Origin of the sequence: Actinacidiphila glaucinigra, from assembly GCF_035918135.1 — a bacterium.
GTDB classification, from domain to species: Bacteria; Actinomycetota; Actinomycetes; order Streptomycetales; family Streptomycetaceae; genus Actinacidiphila; species Actinacidiphila glaucinigra.
In genome coordinates this window covers 2,196,414-2,211,944 of record NZ_CP109144.1, presented here as the reverse complement: position 1 = coordinate 2,211,944, position 15,531 = coordinate 2,196,414, and the positions used below count along the sequence as shown (strand labels likewise).

General features: G+C 67.8%; 11 protein-coding genes and 2 pseudogenes. 8 read left to right on the top strand and 5 right to left on the bottom strand.

The features are described from left to right. Nucleotides 1–427: 427 nt before the first annotated feature. On the bottom strand, nt 428–733 hold the full coding sequence (locus OIE69_RS09750; protein WP_326571556.1) for a hypothetical protein: 306 nt from the start codon (nt 731–733) through the stop codon (nt 428–430). A gap of 422 nt (nt 734–1,155) precedes the next feature. On the opposite strand from OIE69_RS09750, the gene OIE69_RS09745 reads away from it, so the two are divergent. The 5 genes from OIE69_RS09745 to OIE69_RS09725 all read left to right on the top strand — a co-directional run bounded on the left by OIE69_RS09745 (nt 1,156) and on the right by OIE69_RS09725 (nt 8,549). Beyond that, complete coding sequence (locus OIE69_RS09745; protein ID WP_326571555.1) at nt 1,156–1,398, top strand: winged helix-turn-helix domain-containing protein; 243 nt, start codon at nt 1,156–1,158, stop codon at nt 1,396–1,398. Between the two features lie 754 nt (nt 1,399–2,152). Next, the gene (locus OIE69_RS09740) at nt 2,153–3,496 is read left to right on the top strand and encodes a replication-relaxation family protein (protein WP_326571554.1); all 1,344 of its coding nucleotides are present in this window, start codon (nt 2,153–2,155) and stop codon (nt 3,494–3,496) included. A 412-nt stretch (nt 3,497–3,908) separates the two neighbouring features. Then, nucleotides 3,909–7,214 (top strand): type ISP restriction/modification enzyme, encoded by a 3,306-nt coding sequence (locus tag OIE69_RS09735; protein ID WP_326571553.1) that lies wholly within the window; start codon nt 3,909–3,911, stop codon nt 7,212–7,214. A 162-nt stretch (nt 7,215–7,376) separates the two neighbouring features. After that, nucleotides 7,377–7,544 (top strand): hypothetical protein, encoded by a 168-nt coding sequence (locus tag OIE69_RS09730; RefSeq protein ID WP_326571552.1) that lies wholly within the window; start codon nt 7,377–7,379, stop codon nt 7,542–7,544. A gap of 105 nt (nt 7,545–7,649) precedes the next feature. Beyond that, nucleotides 7,650–8,549 carry a hypothetical protein gene (locus OIE69_RS09725; RefSeq protein WP_326571551.1) on the top strand — a complete coding sequence of 300 codons (900 nt, stop codon included), beginning with the start codon at nt 7,650–7,652 and terminating at the stop codon, nt 8,547–8,549. A gap of 708 nt (nt 8,550–9,257) precedes the next feature. On the opposite strand, the pseudogene OIE69_RS09720 reads toward OIE69_RS09725, so the two are convergent. Further along, nucleotides 9,258–9,521: pseudogene (locus tag OIE69_RS09720) on the bottom strand (IS110 family transposase); the annotation flags it as partial. Nucleotides 9,522–10,338: 817 nt separating this feature from the next. On the opposite strand from OIE69_RS09720, the pseudogene OIE69_RS09715 reads away from it, so the two are divergent. After that, nucleotides 10,339–10,788, top strand: a pseudogene (locus OIE69_RS09715) (transposase family protein); the annotation flags it as partial. Between the two features lie 134 nt (nt 10,789–10,922). On the opposite strand, the gene OIE69_RS09710 reads toward OIE69_RS09715, so the two are convergent. After that, on the bottom strand, nt 10,923–11,216 hold the full coding sequence (locus tag OIE69_RS09710; protein ID WP_326571550.1) for a hypothetical protein: 294 nt from the start codon (nt 11,214–11,216) through the stop codon (nt 10,923–10,925). A gap of 252 nt (nt 11,217–11,468) precedes the next feature. After that, nucleotides 11,469–11,690 (bottom strand): hypothetical protein, encoded by a 222-nt coding sequence (locus OIE69_RS09705; RefSeq protein ID WP_326571549.1) that lies wholly within the window; start codon nt 11,688–11,690, stop codon nt 11,469–11,471. A 212-nt stretch (nt 11,691–11,902) separates the two neighbouring features. Between OIE69_RS09705 and OIE69_RS09700 the strand changes: the two genes are divergently transcribed. Beyond that, the gene (locus OIE69_RS09700) at nt 11,903–12,229 is read left to right on the top strand and encodes a hypothetical protein (protein WP_326571548.1); all 327 of its coding nucleotides are present in this window, start codon (nt 11,903–11,905) and stop codon (nt 12,227–12,229) included. A gap of 306 nt (nt 12,230–12,535) precedes the next feature. Here the strand turns inward: OIE69_RS09700 and OIE69_RS09695 are convergent, their stop codons facing one another. Next, entirely contained in the window at nt 12,536–14,752 is a 2,217-nt protein-coding gene (locus OIE69_RS09695) for a carbohydrate-binding protein (protein WP_326571547.1), read from the bottom strand. 336 nt (nt 14,753–15,088) lie between these two features. On the opposite strand from OIE69_RS09695, the gene OIE69_RS09690 reads away from it, so the two are divergent. Then, on the top strand, nt 15,089–15,490 hold the full coding sequence (locus tag OIE69_RS09690) for a CU044_2847 family protein (protein ID WP_326571546.1): 402 nt from the start codon (nt 15,089–15,091) through the stop codon (nt 15,488–15,490). Nucleotides 15,491–15,531 lie beyond the last annotated feature (41 nt).

Genomic DNA, 15,531 nt, shown 5'->3' with positions numbered 1-15,531 from the left:
TCGGAGTGCTGCCCATCGATACGAGTACCGGAGCGCGCCACCTCGCGAAGAGCCCGTTCGGCCTCACCAGCCGGCGCCCAAGGGCGCGGGCCGTGTCCGTCTGGGAAGTATTCACTGCGCTGCGCTCGTCCCGCATGCCCGCGAGTTCCTCGTTGGCTGCGCCTTGCGTGGGCTGGAGCGGGGCAGCGGCGCCGAGGACTCGCGGCATGGCCCGTAGTGACCTGGGAATTCGCAGGTCACTACGGGCCCCGCGTTCGTGCCAGGCTAGGCGCGGTGCAGTCCCGGCATACATCGATGGCACTGGCACGGTGGCCACACGGAAGACCGGAGGGGCTGCAGGTTGTCGCTGCGGTGAATACGTAGGGGGCGCTCCCACGTCCGCCCGCCGTCGCGCGATACACGGATCGTCATGAGTGGAGCGTCGCGCCTACTCACCGGCGCCTCCGGTTGCCAGGCGCATGCCGCGCGACTCGGCGACTCTCAGCGTGTTCGACAACACGTCGCAGAGCCGTGCGACGACGAAGCGCGATTGCTCTGGAGCCAGCGGCTCACCAACGGCGAACATTTGACGCGCGAGCTCAAGCAGGTCCGACGCTGCGGCGAGCTGTTCGCGTTCCATGCGATCGGCCAGTCCGGCGATCATTCCCTCAGGATTGTCGTTGGGGGTGTACGCGGGCTTCCCATCGGGACCGTCCCACGGCAGCAGGCGCAGCCGAGCCCCGGCGTCGGTCATGCCGCACGCTCCGGCACGTAGTCCTGCCCCATCGAGGCCAGTGCCAATGCCCGGCGCCGCTCGCGCTGTTGATGTGCTTCCCGGACGCGCTCGTGGTGGACGAGATACCGGGGTACGAGTGGAAGGCTGTCGGCGTCGATGCATTCAGCCGGACGGAAGGGCCGGGATGGAGGTAGCTGGACGATACGGACTGCTGGCGTCGGCTCGAGTTTCGTACACAGCCGTCCACGAACGGGTCGGAACCAGGCGACCAGCACGGCGATAAGGTTTCGCATAGCCGAAGCTCCATTCTTCGGTCAGCCTCTGAGTGATCCCTAGCCCGGATCTCTCAGGGGCGTTTTTCGGTTTGGGTATCAGTGTACCTCGGTATACCTCAGTACGCTTCAGATGCTGAGAACACTTCGGCGCGCTTCAGTAGACGCATGATCGATCGCACCCGGGCCATGTGGCCGCAGATCGCTGACGTGATCATCAAGCGGATCGCGGATGGCGTCTATCCGCCCGGCAGTAAGGTCCCCAGTGTGGTGCAGATTGCGACCGAGTTCGGTGTGGTCAACTCGACGGCGCAGCGTGCCATGGAGCGGGTACGCGCTGAGGGGCTGACGCGCTCCGAGAAAGGTATGGGGACATACGTGCTGAGGCCGGAGGAGCGGGACGGTGCGTAGGCGGGATCTATCGCCCGCTCAAACAGGCCAGACCCAGAGGGCTTGCGCCGTGGGGCACCGTTGCCAGACGTTCCCCACCTTCTGAACCTTGCCAAGGACCATGGTGCTCTTGGTGGGAAGGCCCACAGGTGCGCCGCTCAGGCCCTACGACGTCCGACGATTGGCTCAGCAAAGTTCGTCCGCCTGCGCGTCGCCGAGAGAACCGCCAGGTTTTTCTAGATTACCTCGCACCACTCACCGCTCACTACGTCTCGCCCGGGTGCTGAGTGCCGTCGCAGCAGTCGGTCAGTTCCTCTCGCAGCCGCTGCATGCTAGCCCAAAGTGAATGTATGCGACGGGGTGCGCACCGACGCATGGCCTGCCGAGGAGCCGGGCGGCGACAGACAGAAGCGCAGCCCATGAGCCCGTGTGCCGCAGCCACCGAATCGCGGTTGCCGCCCGTGTGCACACACATCCCTACTGGGTTCCCTACAGTCCCCCCTACACCCTGCCCTACGGTGACCTCCCGCCACATGCGCAGGGTCTTTGCAGGTCAGCCGTCGAATTGGCCGGCGGTGGGCGCCTCGACAACCCCTTTACTCCTGCTGTTCCTTGTTTTGTATGTCAGTGGGGCGTGGTGGAGTGGTCGCGCAGGGCTCGTGGGTGGGGCCCCGGGTGCCCGCCCGGCCCTGTGTTTCCGGCGGCCGCCGTGGTGGTGCGGACGGTGGGTCCGCCGCTGGTGTGGTGCCGGGCACGGCGGGGGAGGGCGAGCGTGATGACGGGCACGAAGCGGCGGTTCGGGTCGACGGCGCGGACGCGGAGTCTGGTGCTGCTCGCGCTGGGAGTCGTGAAGGTCGCCACGGCCGCGCAACTGCGGCAGTTGGTCCTGCCGGGCACCGTCGACTTGCAGACCGTGCGCAATGCGTGTAAGGACCTGCGCGACGCCGGACTGGTGGAATCGGTCGGCAAGGTGACCGGTATGAGCGCGTCCGGACGGCCAGTCGGTGAGCAGTTATGGAATCTGACCACGGCCGGGTTGGCGGCAGCCGCGACCGAGCTGGACCGGCCGCCCAGCGAGATGGGCGGCACCGCGCGGGAGGCGGCCAAGGCCGGCGCGACGCACGCGGTGAAGGTGACCGACACCATCGACGCGTTCTTCCAAGCACCGCTGGTGCCGACCAGGCCGGTCGCCCGCCGGGGCGCACCGCCCACGCGTAGGCTGATGAACCCGCTGCCTGCCAGGCCCCCGGGTCTGGGCACACTGCACTCCTGGCACACCGAGGTCGCTCTCCCCGTCACCGGCACGTTCACCACACCGGGCAGGGGCAGCCTGCGCGCCGACGCAGTCCTGACGGCGTCGGAAGAGGATTTGCCGGTGCTGTTCGTGGAGGTCGACAACGGCACCGAGCCACCGGCCAGGGTGGCAGACAAGATCGCCCGCTACCGCCGGTTCTTCCAGCGCACCGTGAAGGACCAGGGTGGGCAGCAAGTCCCCCTGTGGTCGACTCTCTGGCAGGCTCCTGGCCGCGGTGGATTTCCACCCGTGGCGTTCGTATTCACCAAGCAAGTCGGGCTCAAGGCCCTTCAAGCGCGCATACAGGAGGTCGCCCGCCTCTCAGGCGAGCACTGGCAGGGCATGTGGTGTCACGGGCGCTACATCGAGAACACTGGAGAGAGCGACGGCTACCGGGACTACGAAGGTGTGGTACCCGTGGTGGCGACTACGCTGGACCGGCTCCGAGAGCACGGCCCGTACGGGGCGATCTGGTGGCGCTTCGGACACAGCTCATCGCAAGTGCTCACCGATGCGCTCGACAATGCCGACGACCGCCGTGCTTACAACCGCCGAGAGGAGCAGCGTCTCGCCGCTCAGCGAGCCGTCTGGGTGGAGGACGAGCGTCGGGAGGAGGAGCGGTACCAGAGATGGCAGGCCTCACTTTGGCCCTGCCCGACCTGTGGCGACGACGTCGACCCTGATGATGGCCCCGGTCTGGCGCGAGGTGACGAGTGCCCCAGATGTGGCGTACAGCGCGAGCGCAGCGAAGGAGAACAAGCCGAATCGGAGGCCCAGGGGGAACGCGGGCGCCGCAGCGGGCTGTTCGGCTGGCTCCGCGGCTGAAACCGACCCGCAGCGGGCCCCGGCGGAGATCCTGAGTGTCGGCGCGGACCGGCTGGCGGACTCCGCCGAACAGTCGACGCCGCGCCGTGGACGTCCGGGACGGCACGGCCCTGGCGGAGGCTGGCCTCACGGGACGAGCCGAAGGAACGCCAGCGCGTGGAGACCGGACTGAAGACGTCTGGTCGTCCAGCTAACTTCGCAGCTGTGCATTCCGTTGTGCACTGCTGAGAGCGCCCCACATGCGCCTCTGCCACGCCCATGCACCCTTTTGGCGCCCCTGTCACGAACTTATGGTGACCGGGGGACGAGGCGCCGGAACAAGTTCCGGGCCTCGCTGGGAGCACAGCGCGGTCGGGGGGAGGGCGCGCGCTGCCAATTCCGTTTCGGCCGCCGGACATGCGGGAGGGGCGGCGTGGTATCCCGAGGCGGGGGTCACACCAGTTATGAAGAAGCCATCCGGGCGGCGGTATCCGCGTTCGGCTCCGAGGTCACGCCGAAACTCAAGGGCGGTGGCTGGCAGGAGGATCAGCTGCGCGGTCCGCTGGAGAACCTGATCCGTGCGGCTGGCCGTGGCCTCGGGCTCGAGGTCACGTTGATTGGCGAGGTGCCGCTCGTCGACCTCAATGCGCGCCCCGACTACGCCGTCGCCGCGGGAGGCGCTCTGGTGGGCTACATCGAGCTCAAGAAACCGGGAACCGGGGCTGACCCTTCCACATTTGCCGGGCACAATGCAGACCAGTGGGGAAAGCTCCGGCTGCTCCCCAACGTCCTCCTGTGCGACGGTGACGAATTCTCCGTCCACCAGAACGGACAGAGGGTCGGCGAAGTGGCAGGGACGAAAGGCTCTGTTCGCGCAGCTGGCGCCCGCCTCGGCCCGGCCGATGGGAAGCTCGCCCGGGTTCTGCGGGACTTCCTCCTTTGGGAGCCTCTGACCCCGCGCACGACGAGCCAACTTGTGCGGGCCGTTGCTGGGTTGTGCCAACTGCTGTCCTCGGAGGTCGGAGAGGCGATCGCCCTGGAGAAGGCACGCAGTCGCCCACCTGCCTTCACCACACTCGCAGGGGACTGGCGGCATCTGCTCTTTCCGGAGACCACGGACTCCGAGTTCATCGAGCAGTTCGGGCAAGCGGTGGTGTTCGCACTCCTACTGGCCCGGGTGGAGGGCATCGTCTTCGAAGGCGACACCGTACACGGCATAGCCACGAAGCTCGGTAAGAAACACTCCCTGATGGGGAAGGCACTTGAGGTTCTAGCCGGGGAGTCTGTGAGCGAACTGGCAACTACTTTGAACACGCTTCTCCGCGTGGTGGGCGCAGTGGACTGGGAGGCGCTCGACGACGGAACCGGAGACGCCTACTTCCTCCTGTACGAGCACTTCCTGCACATCTACGATCCCGAGCTCCGTATCCGTACCGGCTCCTACTACACCCCCCACGGCGTGGTCGCCGCGATGACCCGGATCACTGAGGACATCCTCAAGCACAAGGGATTCGGCATCACCTCGGGCTTCGCCTCACCTGACGTGGTACTGGTTGACCCCGCGATGGGCACCGGTACATTCCTCCTGACCGCAGTGGAACGCGCGGCCGGCACCATCGCCGCTGAAGAGGGGCCCGGCGCTGTGGGACCGCGCCTCAGAGAGATGGTCGGACGTCGACTGATCGGCTTCGAAATGCAGACCGGTCCCTTCGCCGTGGCGGAACTGCGCATGCACGCCATGCTCAAGCGCTACGGCTCGGCTGCCCCGGCCAAAGGGCTCAGGCTGCTCGTCGCCGATGCACTCGACAGCCCCACGGCTGACTTGAACTGGATTCCCCACACCTATCGGGCACTGGCCGAGTCGCGTCGCCAGGCCAATCGAATCAAACGCGACGAACGTGTCATGGTCGTCATAGGTAACCCACCCCACGACACCGTGGGCAAGGGCGCCGGCAAATGGGTCGAACGCGGCGAACCCGAACTCGGGGAGAGGCCCCCGCTGGATGCTTTCCGACTCAAGGGCAACGGCCGGTACGAATCGAAGTTCGCGAACCTCCACGTCTACTTCTGGCGCTGGGCGACGTGGAAGGTCTTTGACGCACACGAAGACACCCCCTTCGGTGTCGTCGCACTCCTCACACCAAAGGCATGGCTCAAGGGCCGCGCCTTCGCGGGCATGCGCCAGTACCTGCGGAAAACAGCCGACGCGGGATGGATCATCGATGTCTCGCCAGAGGGCCAGCGAGCTGACGTGGCCACTCGGCTCTTCCCAGAAGTCGCCCAGGAGCTCTGTATCGCAGTCTTCGTGCGATGGAAGAACAAAGAACATCCTCCGGCTGCCTTCCGGCACCTTCAGGTCTACGGGCGCCGTCACCAGAAGATCGAGCGCCTCACCGCCCTGTCCCTCGACGACCCGGAGTGGCGCGAGTGCGCTCCGGGTGAGACAGACCCGTTCCTGCCACCGGGAAGTGACCTATGGGAGTCATCTCCGCGTCTCGAAGACCTCATGCCTTGGTCATCGCGTGGCGTCACCCCAGGACGGATGTGGGTGTACGCGCCCGACGAGGAAACACTCCGCGAACGGTGGCGACGGTTCGTGGCCGCCGATCCCGAACGACGCCGGGTGATGTTCGGCGAGGCACGTGACCGCCACCTCGACAGCAAAGTCGCCCCTCTCCCAGGCATCGCAGGCTACGACACAACGCCCTTGCGTACCGAGCACGGCAGTCAGGCGAAGTCCGTCCGAATCGGCTACCGGGCCTTCGACCGTCAGTGGGTCATGCCGGATCACCGGCTTATGGTCGTGGCCCGCCCCGACCTGTGGCGGGTACGGGGCGAGCGTCAGATCTACACCGTCGAGCAGAACTCCCACCCGGTGGTCAACGGACCCGCGCTCCTCTTCAGCGCTCTCATACCGGACATGCATTACTACAACAACCGCAGCGGCTGCACGCGCCCCCTCTACCGCGACGCTGCGGGCACTCTCCCCAACCTGACGCCGGGACTCCTCCGTTTGCTGAACCGCCGATTGGGCCTATCGCTCACATCCGAGGACGTCCTGGCATACATCGCAGCGCTCACCTCCCACCCCGGTTACACCGAGCGCTTTCTGGACGACCTGCAGGTGCCAGGAACCCGCATCCCTCTGACGACCGACCGGCACCTGTGGGCGAGAGCAGTCGCCTTGGGCGGACGGATCCTGTGGTTGCACACTTACGGCGAGCGGTACGCAGACCCTGCCGCTGGGAGACCGCAGGGGCAGCCACTGTTGCCAGCCAACCGTCCCCGGTGCCTGCAAGAAATTCCGGACGCGCCCGAGGACATGCCCGACCGACTGGCCTACGACCCGGTGACCCAAGACCTGTGGGTCGGGACGGGACGCATCAATCCCGTCCCGCCAGAGGTCCGGGCGTACCAGGTCTCGGGGATGAACGTGCTCGACAAGTGGTTCGGCTATCGCCGACGTAACCCCGCAGGCAAGCGACGCCTGGAATTGGATCACATCGTGGCCGATCGATGGTCCCCCGAATGGACGACAGAACTATTGGAACTTCTCAACGTCCTGGGACTGCTGGTTCGCGAGGAGCCCGGGCAGGCCGAGCTACTCAACGAGATTTGCACGGAGCCGCTGATCACGGTGGCCGAATTGACGGCCGCAGGAATTCTTCCTGTGCCCTCCGGCGCTACCAAGCCACTCAGGGGTGACTCGGATGTCTCGGACGGTCTGTTTGACCTCTGACGTGATGCGCTCGGAGACACGGTGCCCTCTGGATGCTGTGGCGAATGCCGAGCAGTGGGCCGAAGCAGAGGCCGAGGCGGGAACGCGATTGCCGCAGCCGGTTGTTCGGCCGGCTCCCTGGCTGACCCACCTCTGTGCGTACGGCCGGTAGGCTCCGGAAGCGTGAGCGAGTACCAGTACTACGAGTTTCTCGCGCTTGACCGGCCGTTGGACGAGGAACAGGTCAGACAGGTGCGGGCGCTGTCCACTCGCGCCGACATCACTGCGACGCGCTTCGTCAACGAGTACCACTGGGGCGACTTCAAGGGCGATCCGACGAAGCTGGTCTAGGAGCTCTACGACGCTCATCTGTACTACGCGAACTGGGGAAGCCGCCGCCTCCTCCTGCGTCTGCCCGCAGGGTCGCTGACGGCCAAGGAAGCCACCGCGTACGCGATGGACGATGCGTTCGCCGTCTGGACCCGGTCCGGACACACGCTGCTGGACTTCTCCGTGTCCTCGGAGCACGGCGGCGAGTGGGAATTCGAGACGTCCTACACGCTCTCCGCATTCGTGGGGCTGCGCGCCGAACTCGCGGCGGGAGACCTGCGGCCGCTGTACGTGGCATGGCTTGCCGGGCTCACCGCCTGGGAGCTCGCGGAGGACGACGAGGAGAACTACGCCCGCGAGGTCGAGCCGCCCGTCCCCGCGGGACTGGCCTCGCTCACCGGCCCGCAGCGGGTCCTGGCGGAGTTCCTGGGCGTCGACGCGGACCTGATGGCGGTCGCCGCCGAGGGCAGCCGGCCCGCCACCGCGGAGGGCCTGGACCCAACGGCCCTGACGGCCTTCGTCGCCGGTCTTCCCGCCGCCGACAAGGACGCCCTGCTCGTCGAGGCCGCGCTGACCACCGCGTCCCCGGGGCCCCGACTCCTCGCCCGCTATCGGGCGGCGACCACAATCCCGGGCCCTCGTGACGTAACCGGCCGGCGCACCGCGGCCGAACTCCTCGACATGTCCTACCGCCGTCGTACCGACCGCAGGCAGCGAGAGAAAGTCGCCCAGGCCGCGGCCGAGCAGACCCGGGCACGAGCCGCCGCTGAGGCGCAGGAGGCGCGCTTGGACCAGCTCGCCGAGAACACCGAACAGGCGTGGCGTAAGGTCGACGACCTGATCGGCCGGAAGACCGCCAGCGCCTACGCCGCCGCCGTCGCCCTCCTGGGAGATCTGCGCGCCCTGGAGGCCCGCACCGGGGGCACCGCGGACTTCGACCGCCGGGCCGGTGAACTGCGGCTCGCACACCGGGGCAAGCCCTCCCTCATGCAGCGCTTCGACGGCATGGGCATCCCCAGTTCCTGACCGGCCCATCTGGTGCAAGGGTGATCGCCCGGCACGACGCCCGCCTTAACGTGCCGAGTTGCAGGTCGCTCGGTGTCGGGCCGTGGACGCGGGTGTCCGGCGCCGGGCCGTGGGGGAGGGTTCATCCGTCAGAGGGTGCGTTTCTGATTGAGCACGCCGGGGCGACGTCCTTCAGGCGCGCCGCGTCGAGCCTCTCGAGGCGAGGGCGAGGGTCAGCTCGACGCTGTCGGCCAGGCCACCGCCGCGCCAACACCTTGACGCATGCAGGACGTCGAGCGGCGTTGCCCTCGGGCAGGCCCAGAGGCGTGTTCATGCCCGTCATCAGGGCCGGCGCCGGCAGACCATGGTCGACGCCCAACCCCACCATCTTGCATGCGAGTGCATGGGTCGAACTGATGACTTTCAGGAGAGCCCCGGTACCGGCCTTCACGTCGAGCACCGGCGAGCGGCCCGCCGATTCCCGCTTCAGGGGCCGCGCCTGCCTCCGGCCGTCGCGGAGGGCGCCTTCGCGACGCGACCACAAGTACGCAAACTGTCCGGTTTGATGGCGAGGCCGCACCCGGCCGCCATACGAGGGCAGTTGCAGGGCCCGGGCTACTCGGATCCGCTCCTCCGGCGTCACAGGTGACGCCGCGCAAGGGAACCAGCGACCGCTGACGCGGCAGCCCGTGCCGACCGGGACGGCATGTCGATTGCCTTCGTAAGGTGGTCGGACTTCTTGCGGGTCAGGGCGTATCGGCCGCGGTAGCGGGCGGCGGTGAGCGGGTTGATGGCGTAGACGGGTTGGCCGGTTGTGCGCAGGCAGGAGACCAGCAGTCCGTGGGAGGTCTCGATGGCCACCGGGATCGGGAACTCGGGGGTGTCGCCGTGCTCTGCCAGCAGATCTAGTAGCTGGGTCAGGCCGGCGGCGTTGTCGTTGATGCGGAGTTTGGCTAGCGGGGTTCCGCCTTGCAGGATGCACAACTCCCTCATGGAAGGGCTCGTGCGGCCCGTCATCCGATCAGCCGTTCGCGATCCCCGGCGACCGGCGGGGCCCTCGGTCTGCGGGGGAACTCTGTGGTTCCCGATGCGGTGAGAGGTGATCCCTGCCAGCGGCCTGGTCCACGACGCCAACGACTTCGACGCTCCTGGTGGCGTAGCCCGGAGGGGCCGGGCGAGCGGGACGAAGGCTAGAGCGTGGCCCGGGCCCCGCCGGGCCACGCGTCCCCGGCGAATGCAGGGGACGACCGGCGCACGGGCTCGGCTCTGTCTTAAGAGGTCAGTGCCTCAGGAGCGGATACGGCACCGTGCGTCGGCCATCCCCAACGCTTACGTCCCCATCAGGAGCGTCGGCCCGAGGCGTCGCGCCGCGCGCCGCCACGCTGTGCGTGGCGGGAGCGCCTTGATCGAGTAGGCAGACTTCCAACGAACAGGTCTCGCCTGCAGGAACCGGCTACGTCTGCTGCTCTTCGATTCCGCTGGGAGAGCCGACGTGCCAGAGCCTTCGCACCGGCGCTCGGCTCGTGCGAAGGCTCGGAGGGCAAAACAGTCCCCGGTAGATCTGCGCGTGTCCTGAAGCTTCAGTCGTCACTGTCGCCTCGGTATCGCGCCGGCTTGCCGGGGGCCTGAACCACATCCTGTCCAAGTCACTCCGCCGACCAGACGTCCTCATCGACTTTGCAACTCTTTCGGTGTTATGGCCTATAAACCACGATGCACAACATATGTGGGGTGTCAATAGGTTTTCGGCAAATTCTGCAGGAAGCTCCACGCGATCACCTTCGACTGCGACACCCGGCTCGCCCTGCGGCGCCGCTGCAAGCTCCGGCCCTCACGGCGGGCCCTGGTCGTGCTGGTGTACCTGCGCAAGCACGAAACCCTCGCGCAGATCGCTGCCGGCTTCCGGATCAGCGTCGGCACCGCCCACGCCTACGTCCGATCCGTCACCAGTCTCCTTGCCCGCCGCGCTCCCGGCCTGGCCCATGCCCTGCGCGCAGCCGATGCGGAGTATGTGCTGGTGGACGGCACCCTCGCCGAGTGCGACCGGGCCGGTGACGGCCGCGCTGACTACTCCGGCACCCGCCGCCACGCCGTGAATCTCGAGGTCATCACCGACCCGTAAGGGGAGATCGTGTTGATCTCTCGCGCTCTGCCCGGACGCACCCACGATCTGATCGCGGCCCGCACCCATCGCATCGTGACCACCTGCGTCCGCCCCGGCATCCCCGCCTCGACAGATCTGGCCTACCTATGCGCCGGCGATGCCTTCCCCCTCCGACCTCGCGATGTCCCTCAACAACCAGTCGGTCGACCTGGCCGCGCTGACGCGGCCTCGGCGGCAGGTTAGCCCTGGACCTTGATCGGTCCAGACGCGGTGAATCGGGCACCCGCCGGTTACTCGGCGTGGATGTCCGGCCGGACCTCCATGATGATGTCCGCGTCCGCCTGGTCGCCCTCCTCCTCACGCCAGAGGAGGACGCGCACGTGCCTCGCCCTGGAAAGGCCGCGCACCTTCCACTCGGTCATCAGGTCGGCGACGACGAGGGCGACGGCGTATCGGGGGCCCTCGCTCGAGTCATCGGCGGTGATCGTGCCCCGCCACCGCTCGGAATCCCTGTCATAAGGGCGCCATCCCTCCGAGCCGTGCGGCTCGAAGACCCGGTACACCCAATCGGTCTCGGTGCCCATAGCGCCGATCCTGTCACTGCAACGAGTCCCCTGTGCCCTATCGGATCGACGCCCGCCGAGCACGGGTCGACCGCATCCAACAACTGCCCCGACGTCCTGGAGCTGGTCGACGGCGAATGCCTCGTCATCGGGGAGCGGCTCGGCGCTGGACGTGACCCTCGGGCGACTGACAGTAGGACTCGCCCGCCACGGGATCTCGCCCCCCACTTCCCAGCCGCATTCCGGGCAGCGCACCCCTGCGTACACGTCGTCTCACGCGTGGTCCAGCGCCCGCCAGTGCTCCTCCTTCGAACTGGGCGAACCGCAGCGAACACAGCCGACGGCCACCCTGGCGACCTTGGGTACTTCGCCCCAGAGGCCGGTGCTGTACGCCGCGGCGCCTCGGCTCCATCCCTCTGAGTGGATGCTGTACGGCACGAGGGGTGCCAGGAGGCCGAGCCGCGGGTTCTCATGGACGGCCACTTCGATCCCCATCCCGGGGTCGTTGCCGAAGCCGCGGGCTTCGCGGCCTGCGCCGATGTGCAGGGCCTTCGGCGGTCGCCCACTCCACCACGATCAATAAACAACGGTACGCATTCCGTCACTCCAATGGGGGTATCGAATGGCGGTTCCCTTACGCCCCGCCCAGTCTGGGCTGGTGCATTCGATTCGTCCGAATGCGCGAGCCACTCAAGGGAGGTCGAACCATGACCCGCAGCAAGCTCCTCGCCCTGGCCGCCGCCCCCGCGCTGGCTCTTAGCCTGGCGTCCCCTGCGCTGGCTGTGGAAGTGACCGCATCGTCCCCCGACACCGTGAACAGTCCGGTCGGGTCGATCGAGGCCAACCAAAGCAAGATCGTCACTGTCACCTGCCCTGCGGGCACCAATGCCATCAGCGGTGGCTGGAAGGTGTCCTCCGCCAGCATCGACGTGACGGACAACCGTCCGATGAGCGCCACGCAGTGGCAGATCTCATTCCAGAACGAGGCGAAGACCTCAGGCACTGTGCAGGCGTTCGCCCGCTGCATGGCCTGATGGCGAGTACCAGCCAGGGCAGGTGGGCCCGTTCACCGCACCGCCAGACGCGGTGAACGGGAAGGCCGAGCAGCCCCCAGCGCCGTAACCGGCTGACCGCGAAGGACGACGAGGACGCTGCGGACGGGTACGGACGGCTGTACTGCTCTGGACGGCACAAGGCCCAGGTCGGGAATCCATCCCCGACCTGGGCCTTTCCTCGAATGTCAGGTGTAGCCACGCTCCCACCGGCGCTGCGTGGTCCGGCGGTGGCCTGTCGTCACTACCCGCCCGTTGCCGGGGAGTGACAGCGGGCCGCCCGGGGCGCTACGACAACCGCAGGTAGTCGATGTTGAATCCGCCGGTCTCGCAGAGCAGCCTGACCACCTGGTCGCCCGCCGCGAGGGTGACCGGGACGTGGACGGACTGGTAGGTGGCCCAGCCGCCCGTGTTCGGGACGGACGCCGTGGCCAGTGTCGTGCCGCTCGCGTCGCGGAAGGTGAGTGCGTCCGGGATGGCCGCACCGCCACCGGTGGCGACGCGCAGTTCCAAGTCGTACGTTCCGGCCTTCGGGACGTCGACGGCGTAGTCCAGCCAGTTGCCCGGCGCCGTCCAGCCGACGTTCGCGCCGCCGCTCGCCGCGGGGTTGGCCTCGATGAAGTTGGCTCCGCCCGCCGTCCAGCCGTGCTGCGCGGCGTAGGACTCCGCCTCGACCCTCACCCCGACCGGCGCGCTGTGCGGGTGCACCGTCACGTGCAGGGTCACCTCCGCGTGCGCGGTGCCGTCGGTGACGGTCACCGTCACGTCCTGCTCGCCGGCCACCGTCGGCTTGAGCGTCACCACCCCCGTGACGGGGTCGAGGGTCACGCCGTCCGGGAGGTCGGTCGCGTAGAACGCGAGGGGGTCGCCGTCGCGGTCGGTCGCCCTGAGCGGGACCTGCACCGTGGCGTACTGGTCCGCCACCACGTCGGGCACCGCAGCCACCACGGGCGCCCTGTTGTGCGGGGGCCGGGGGATGCGCTGCTGCCAGCGGTACGTGGCATACGAGTTCGCCGGGACCTTCACCACGAACGACCTGCCGGCGAGCACGACCCGCACCGTGGTGTCGGTGTTGTTGGCGTTGCCGAGGACCGCGACGAACCTGTCGGCGCCGTGCCGGTAGACGACGTTGCTCACGCCGCCCGCCGCGGCGCTCGACTCCAGGCGTACGTCGCCCGGCGTGAGGTACTTCGCGAATTGCCCCATGGCGTAGAGCTCGTCGCGGACGGTGAAGTCCCTGGTAGTGGTGTTCACCTTGACCAGGCGGTCGGGCCACTTGGTGGTCGCGGCGACCTCGTCCCAGTCGACGTTGTTGTCCCGTGCGGGCGTCCAGTGCAGCGTGCCGCCGTCCTGGTCGGTGGCCTGCGCCCACAGGACGTAGGAGCTCGCGTCGAGGCGGAAGTAGTTCAGGATCGTTGCCGCGGACAGGTCGCTGGTCTCGGTCATGTGGACCGGCTTGCCGGTCTGCTCGAACGCGTCGCGCATGACCTTCGGGTCGCCCCAGTAGGGGTGGAAGGCGATGGCGTCGGTGGCGTTCAGGACCTGCCGACCGGTTACGGACCCGTCCGGGGCGTCGTTGAAGATGCGGTAGTAGTTCTTCGTCGCGGTGCTGTTCGGGTCGCGCCAGTCCCAGAAGTTGAAGTCGTGGACGTACAGGCCCGTGTTCAGTCCGGCCTTGTGCAGGGCCTTCTTGATCGCGAGGGCGAGCTTCTGCTGCTGGGCGACATCGATGTCCATGGCCGGGTAGACCACGTCCATGCCGGGTTCGTTCAGCAGGGTCAGGGCGTCGACCCGGATGCCGTGCCGGGCGTACGCCTGGACGAACTTGACGTAGTAGCGGGCGAAGACGTCGATGCAGTCGTCCCTGAGCTTGCCGACCTGGTAGTAGTCCGTCGTGCTGCCCGGCCTGAGCGCGACCTCACCCGTGAACCGGTTGTTGGTCTTCATCCACGCCGGGGCGCTCCACGCGGACGCGAAGAACGTGGCCTTCGGGTTGTATCGCTGGATCAGCTTGATGGTGTCGACGATGTGCAGGTCGATGTCGCGCTGGATGGAGAAGTACTTCAGCCGGAAGTCGTCGGTGACCCCGGCGGGAAGGTCGTCCTCCGACCAGAAGGGCAGGTGCTCGATGAGGTCGGGGCTGCCGATCGTGAGGCGGAACCGGTTCATGCCCGCCCCGGTCTTCGGGTCGACGAGCAGCCGGACGGCCTCCTCGCGCTTGGCGGGGGTGAGCTTCCACAGATTGGACACGCTCGTCTCGTCCAGAGAGAACCCGATGCCCGAGTACTTCTGACGTGGGCTGCTCGGGTCGACGACGACGGTCGCGTCGGTGGGGGCGCCCTGGCTCACGGCCGGCAACGGCTGCCACGCGTGGCCGGCCCCCGTGGAGTAGGTGCCCGTCACGGAGGGGCCGTGGTGCGGTACGGCGGCCGGGGCCGCCGACTCCGTGCCGACGAGAACGACCATGGTGAGAGCTGCGGCTGCCCCGATGAGGGAACGTCTCACGATGTCCTTCCTTTCTGATGGGATGCGCGGGTCGTACGTGGTCCCGATCCCTCGGACGGATCCGCCCCCTCTCCCTCCTCAGGACGCGAGCAGATCGAAACAGCGTTGTCGGTGTTCTGTCAAGACATGAAAAAAGGCGTGAAGAAAGTTCCTCCGCGCCTCCTCGGCGGGATCCAGCGGCGCGCCCGCCGACCCGCGGGTGCCGTGGCTTCGACTCGCGCTGGGGCAGCCGGAATCTCCGCAGCGCTCCATCCAGTGCTCAACCCCAGCCGTCCTGCAGCGCGTTGAGGACCGTTAAGATCGCGGCACTCTGCCCCGGAGTGAAGGAGGACCGCCATGGCCGACCGGTCTGTGCACACCGTGGAAGTGCCGTTGGGCGACGGCAGCGATGACGTCGTGCGGGTCCAGATCCGCGAGGTGGACGAGAGTCTCGTCCGGGTCGGACGCGGCGGCCGGGCGGTGGCGAGGGCCGAACGCTCCCTCGGGCAGATGCTGGACACCGTCCGGCCCGTCGCGGACAGCTTCGTGGACCGCTTCCGCGGCATGGTCAACGCCCCGGACGAGGTGACCCTCGAATTCGGCGTCTCCCTGTCCGCCGAGGCGGACGTCGTGATCGCCAGCACCGCCACGGCCGCCAACTTCGCGGTCACCCTGACCTGGCACCGGGGTGAGAACCGGAGTGAGAACCGTGACGAGAACCCGGGTGACCGGGCCCCCCTCAACGGGGATACTCCGTAACGGAGTTGGCCCAACGGGGGTCACGGGGGCCCGGAGGTTGC

Excerpts from the sequence above, each read along its gene's own strand:
- OIE69_RS09745 (WP_326571555.1), top strand. The coding sequence starts at position 1,156 with ATGATCGATCGCACCCGGGCCATGTGGCCGCAGATCGCTGACGTGATC.
- OIE69_RS09740 (WP_326571554.1), top strand. The coding sequence starts at position 2,153 with ATGACGGGCACGAAGCGGCGGTTCGGGTCGACGGCGCGGACGCGGAGT.
- OIE69_RS09700 (WP_326571548.1), top strand. The coding sequence starts at position 11,903 with ATGACCCGCAGCAAGCTCCTCGCCCTGGCCGCCGCCCCCGCGCTGGCT.
- OIE69_RS09725 (WP_326571551.1), top strand. The coding sequence starts at position 7,650 with ATGGACGATGCGTTCGCCGTCTGGACCCGGTCCGGACACACGCTGCTG.
- OIE69_RS09710 (WP_326571550.1), bottom strand. The coding sequence starts at position 11,216 with ATGGGCACCGAGACCGATTGGGTGTACCGGGTCTTCGAGCCGCACGGC.
- OIE69_RS09750 (WP_326571556.1), bottom strand. The coding sequence starts at position 733 with ATGACCGACGCCGGGGCTCGGCTGCGCCTGCTGCCGTGGGACGGTCCC.
- OIE69_RS09705 (WP_326571549.1), bottom strand. The coding sequence starts at position 11,690 with ATGGGGATCGAAGTGGCCGTCCATGAGAACCCGCGGCTCGGCCTCCTG.
- OIE69_RS09690 (WP_326571546.1), top strand. The coding sequence starts at position 15,089 with ATGGCCGACCGGTCTGTGCACACCGTGGAAGTGCCGTTGGGCGACGGC.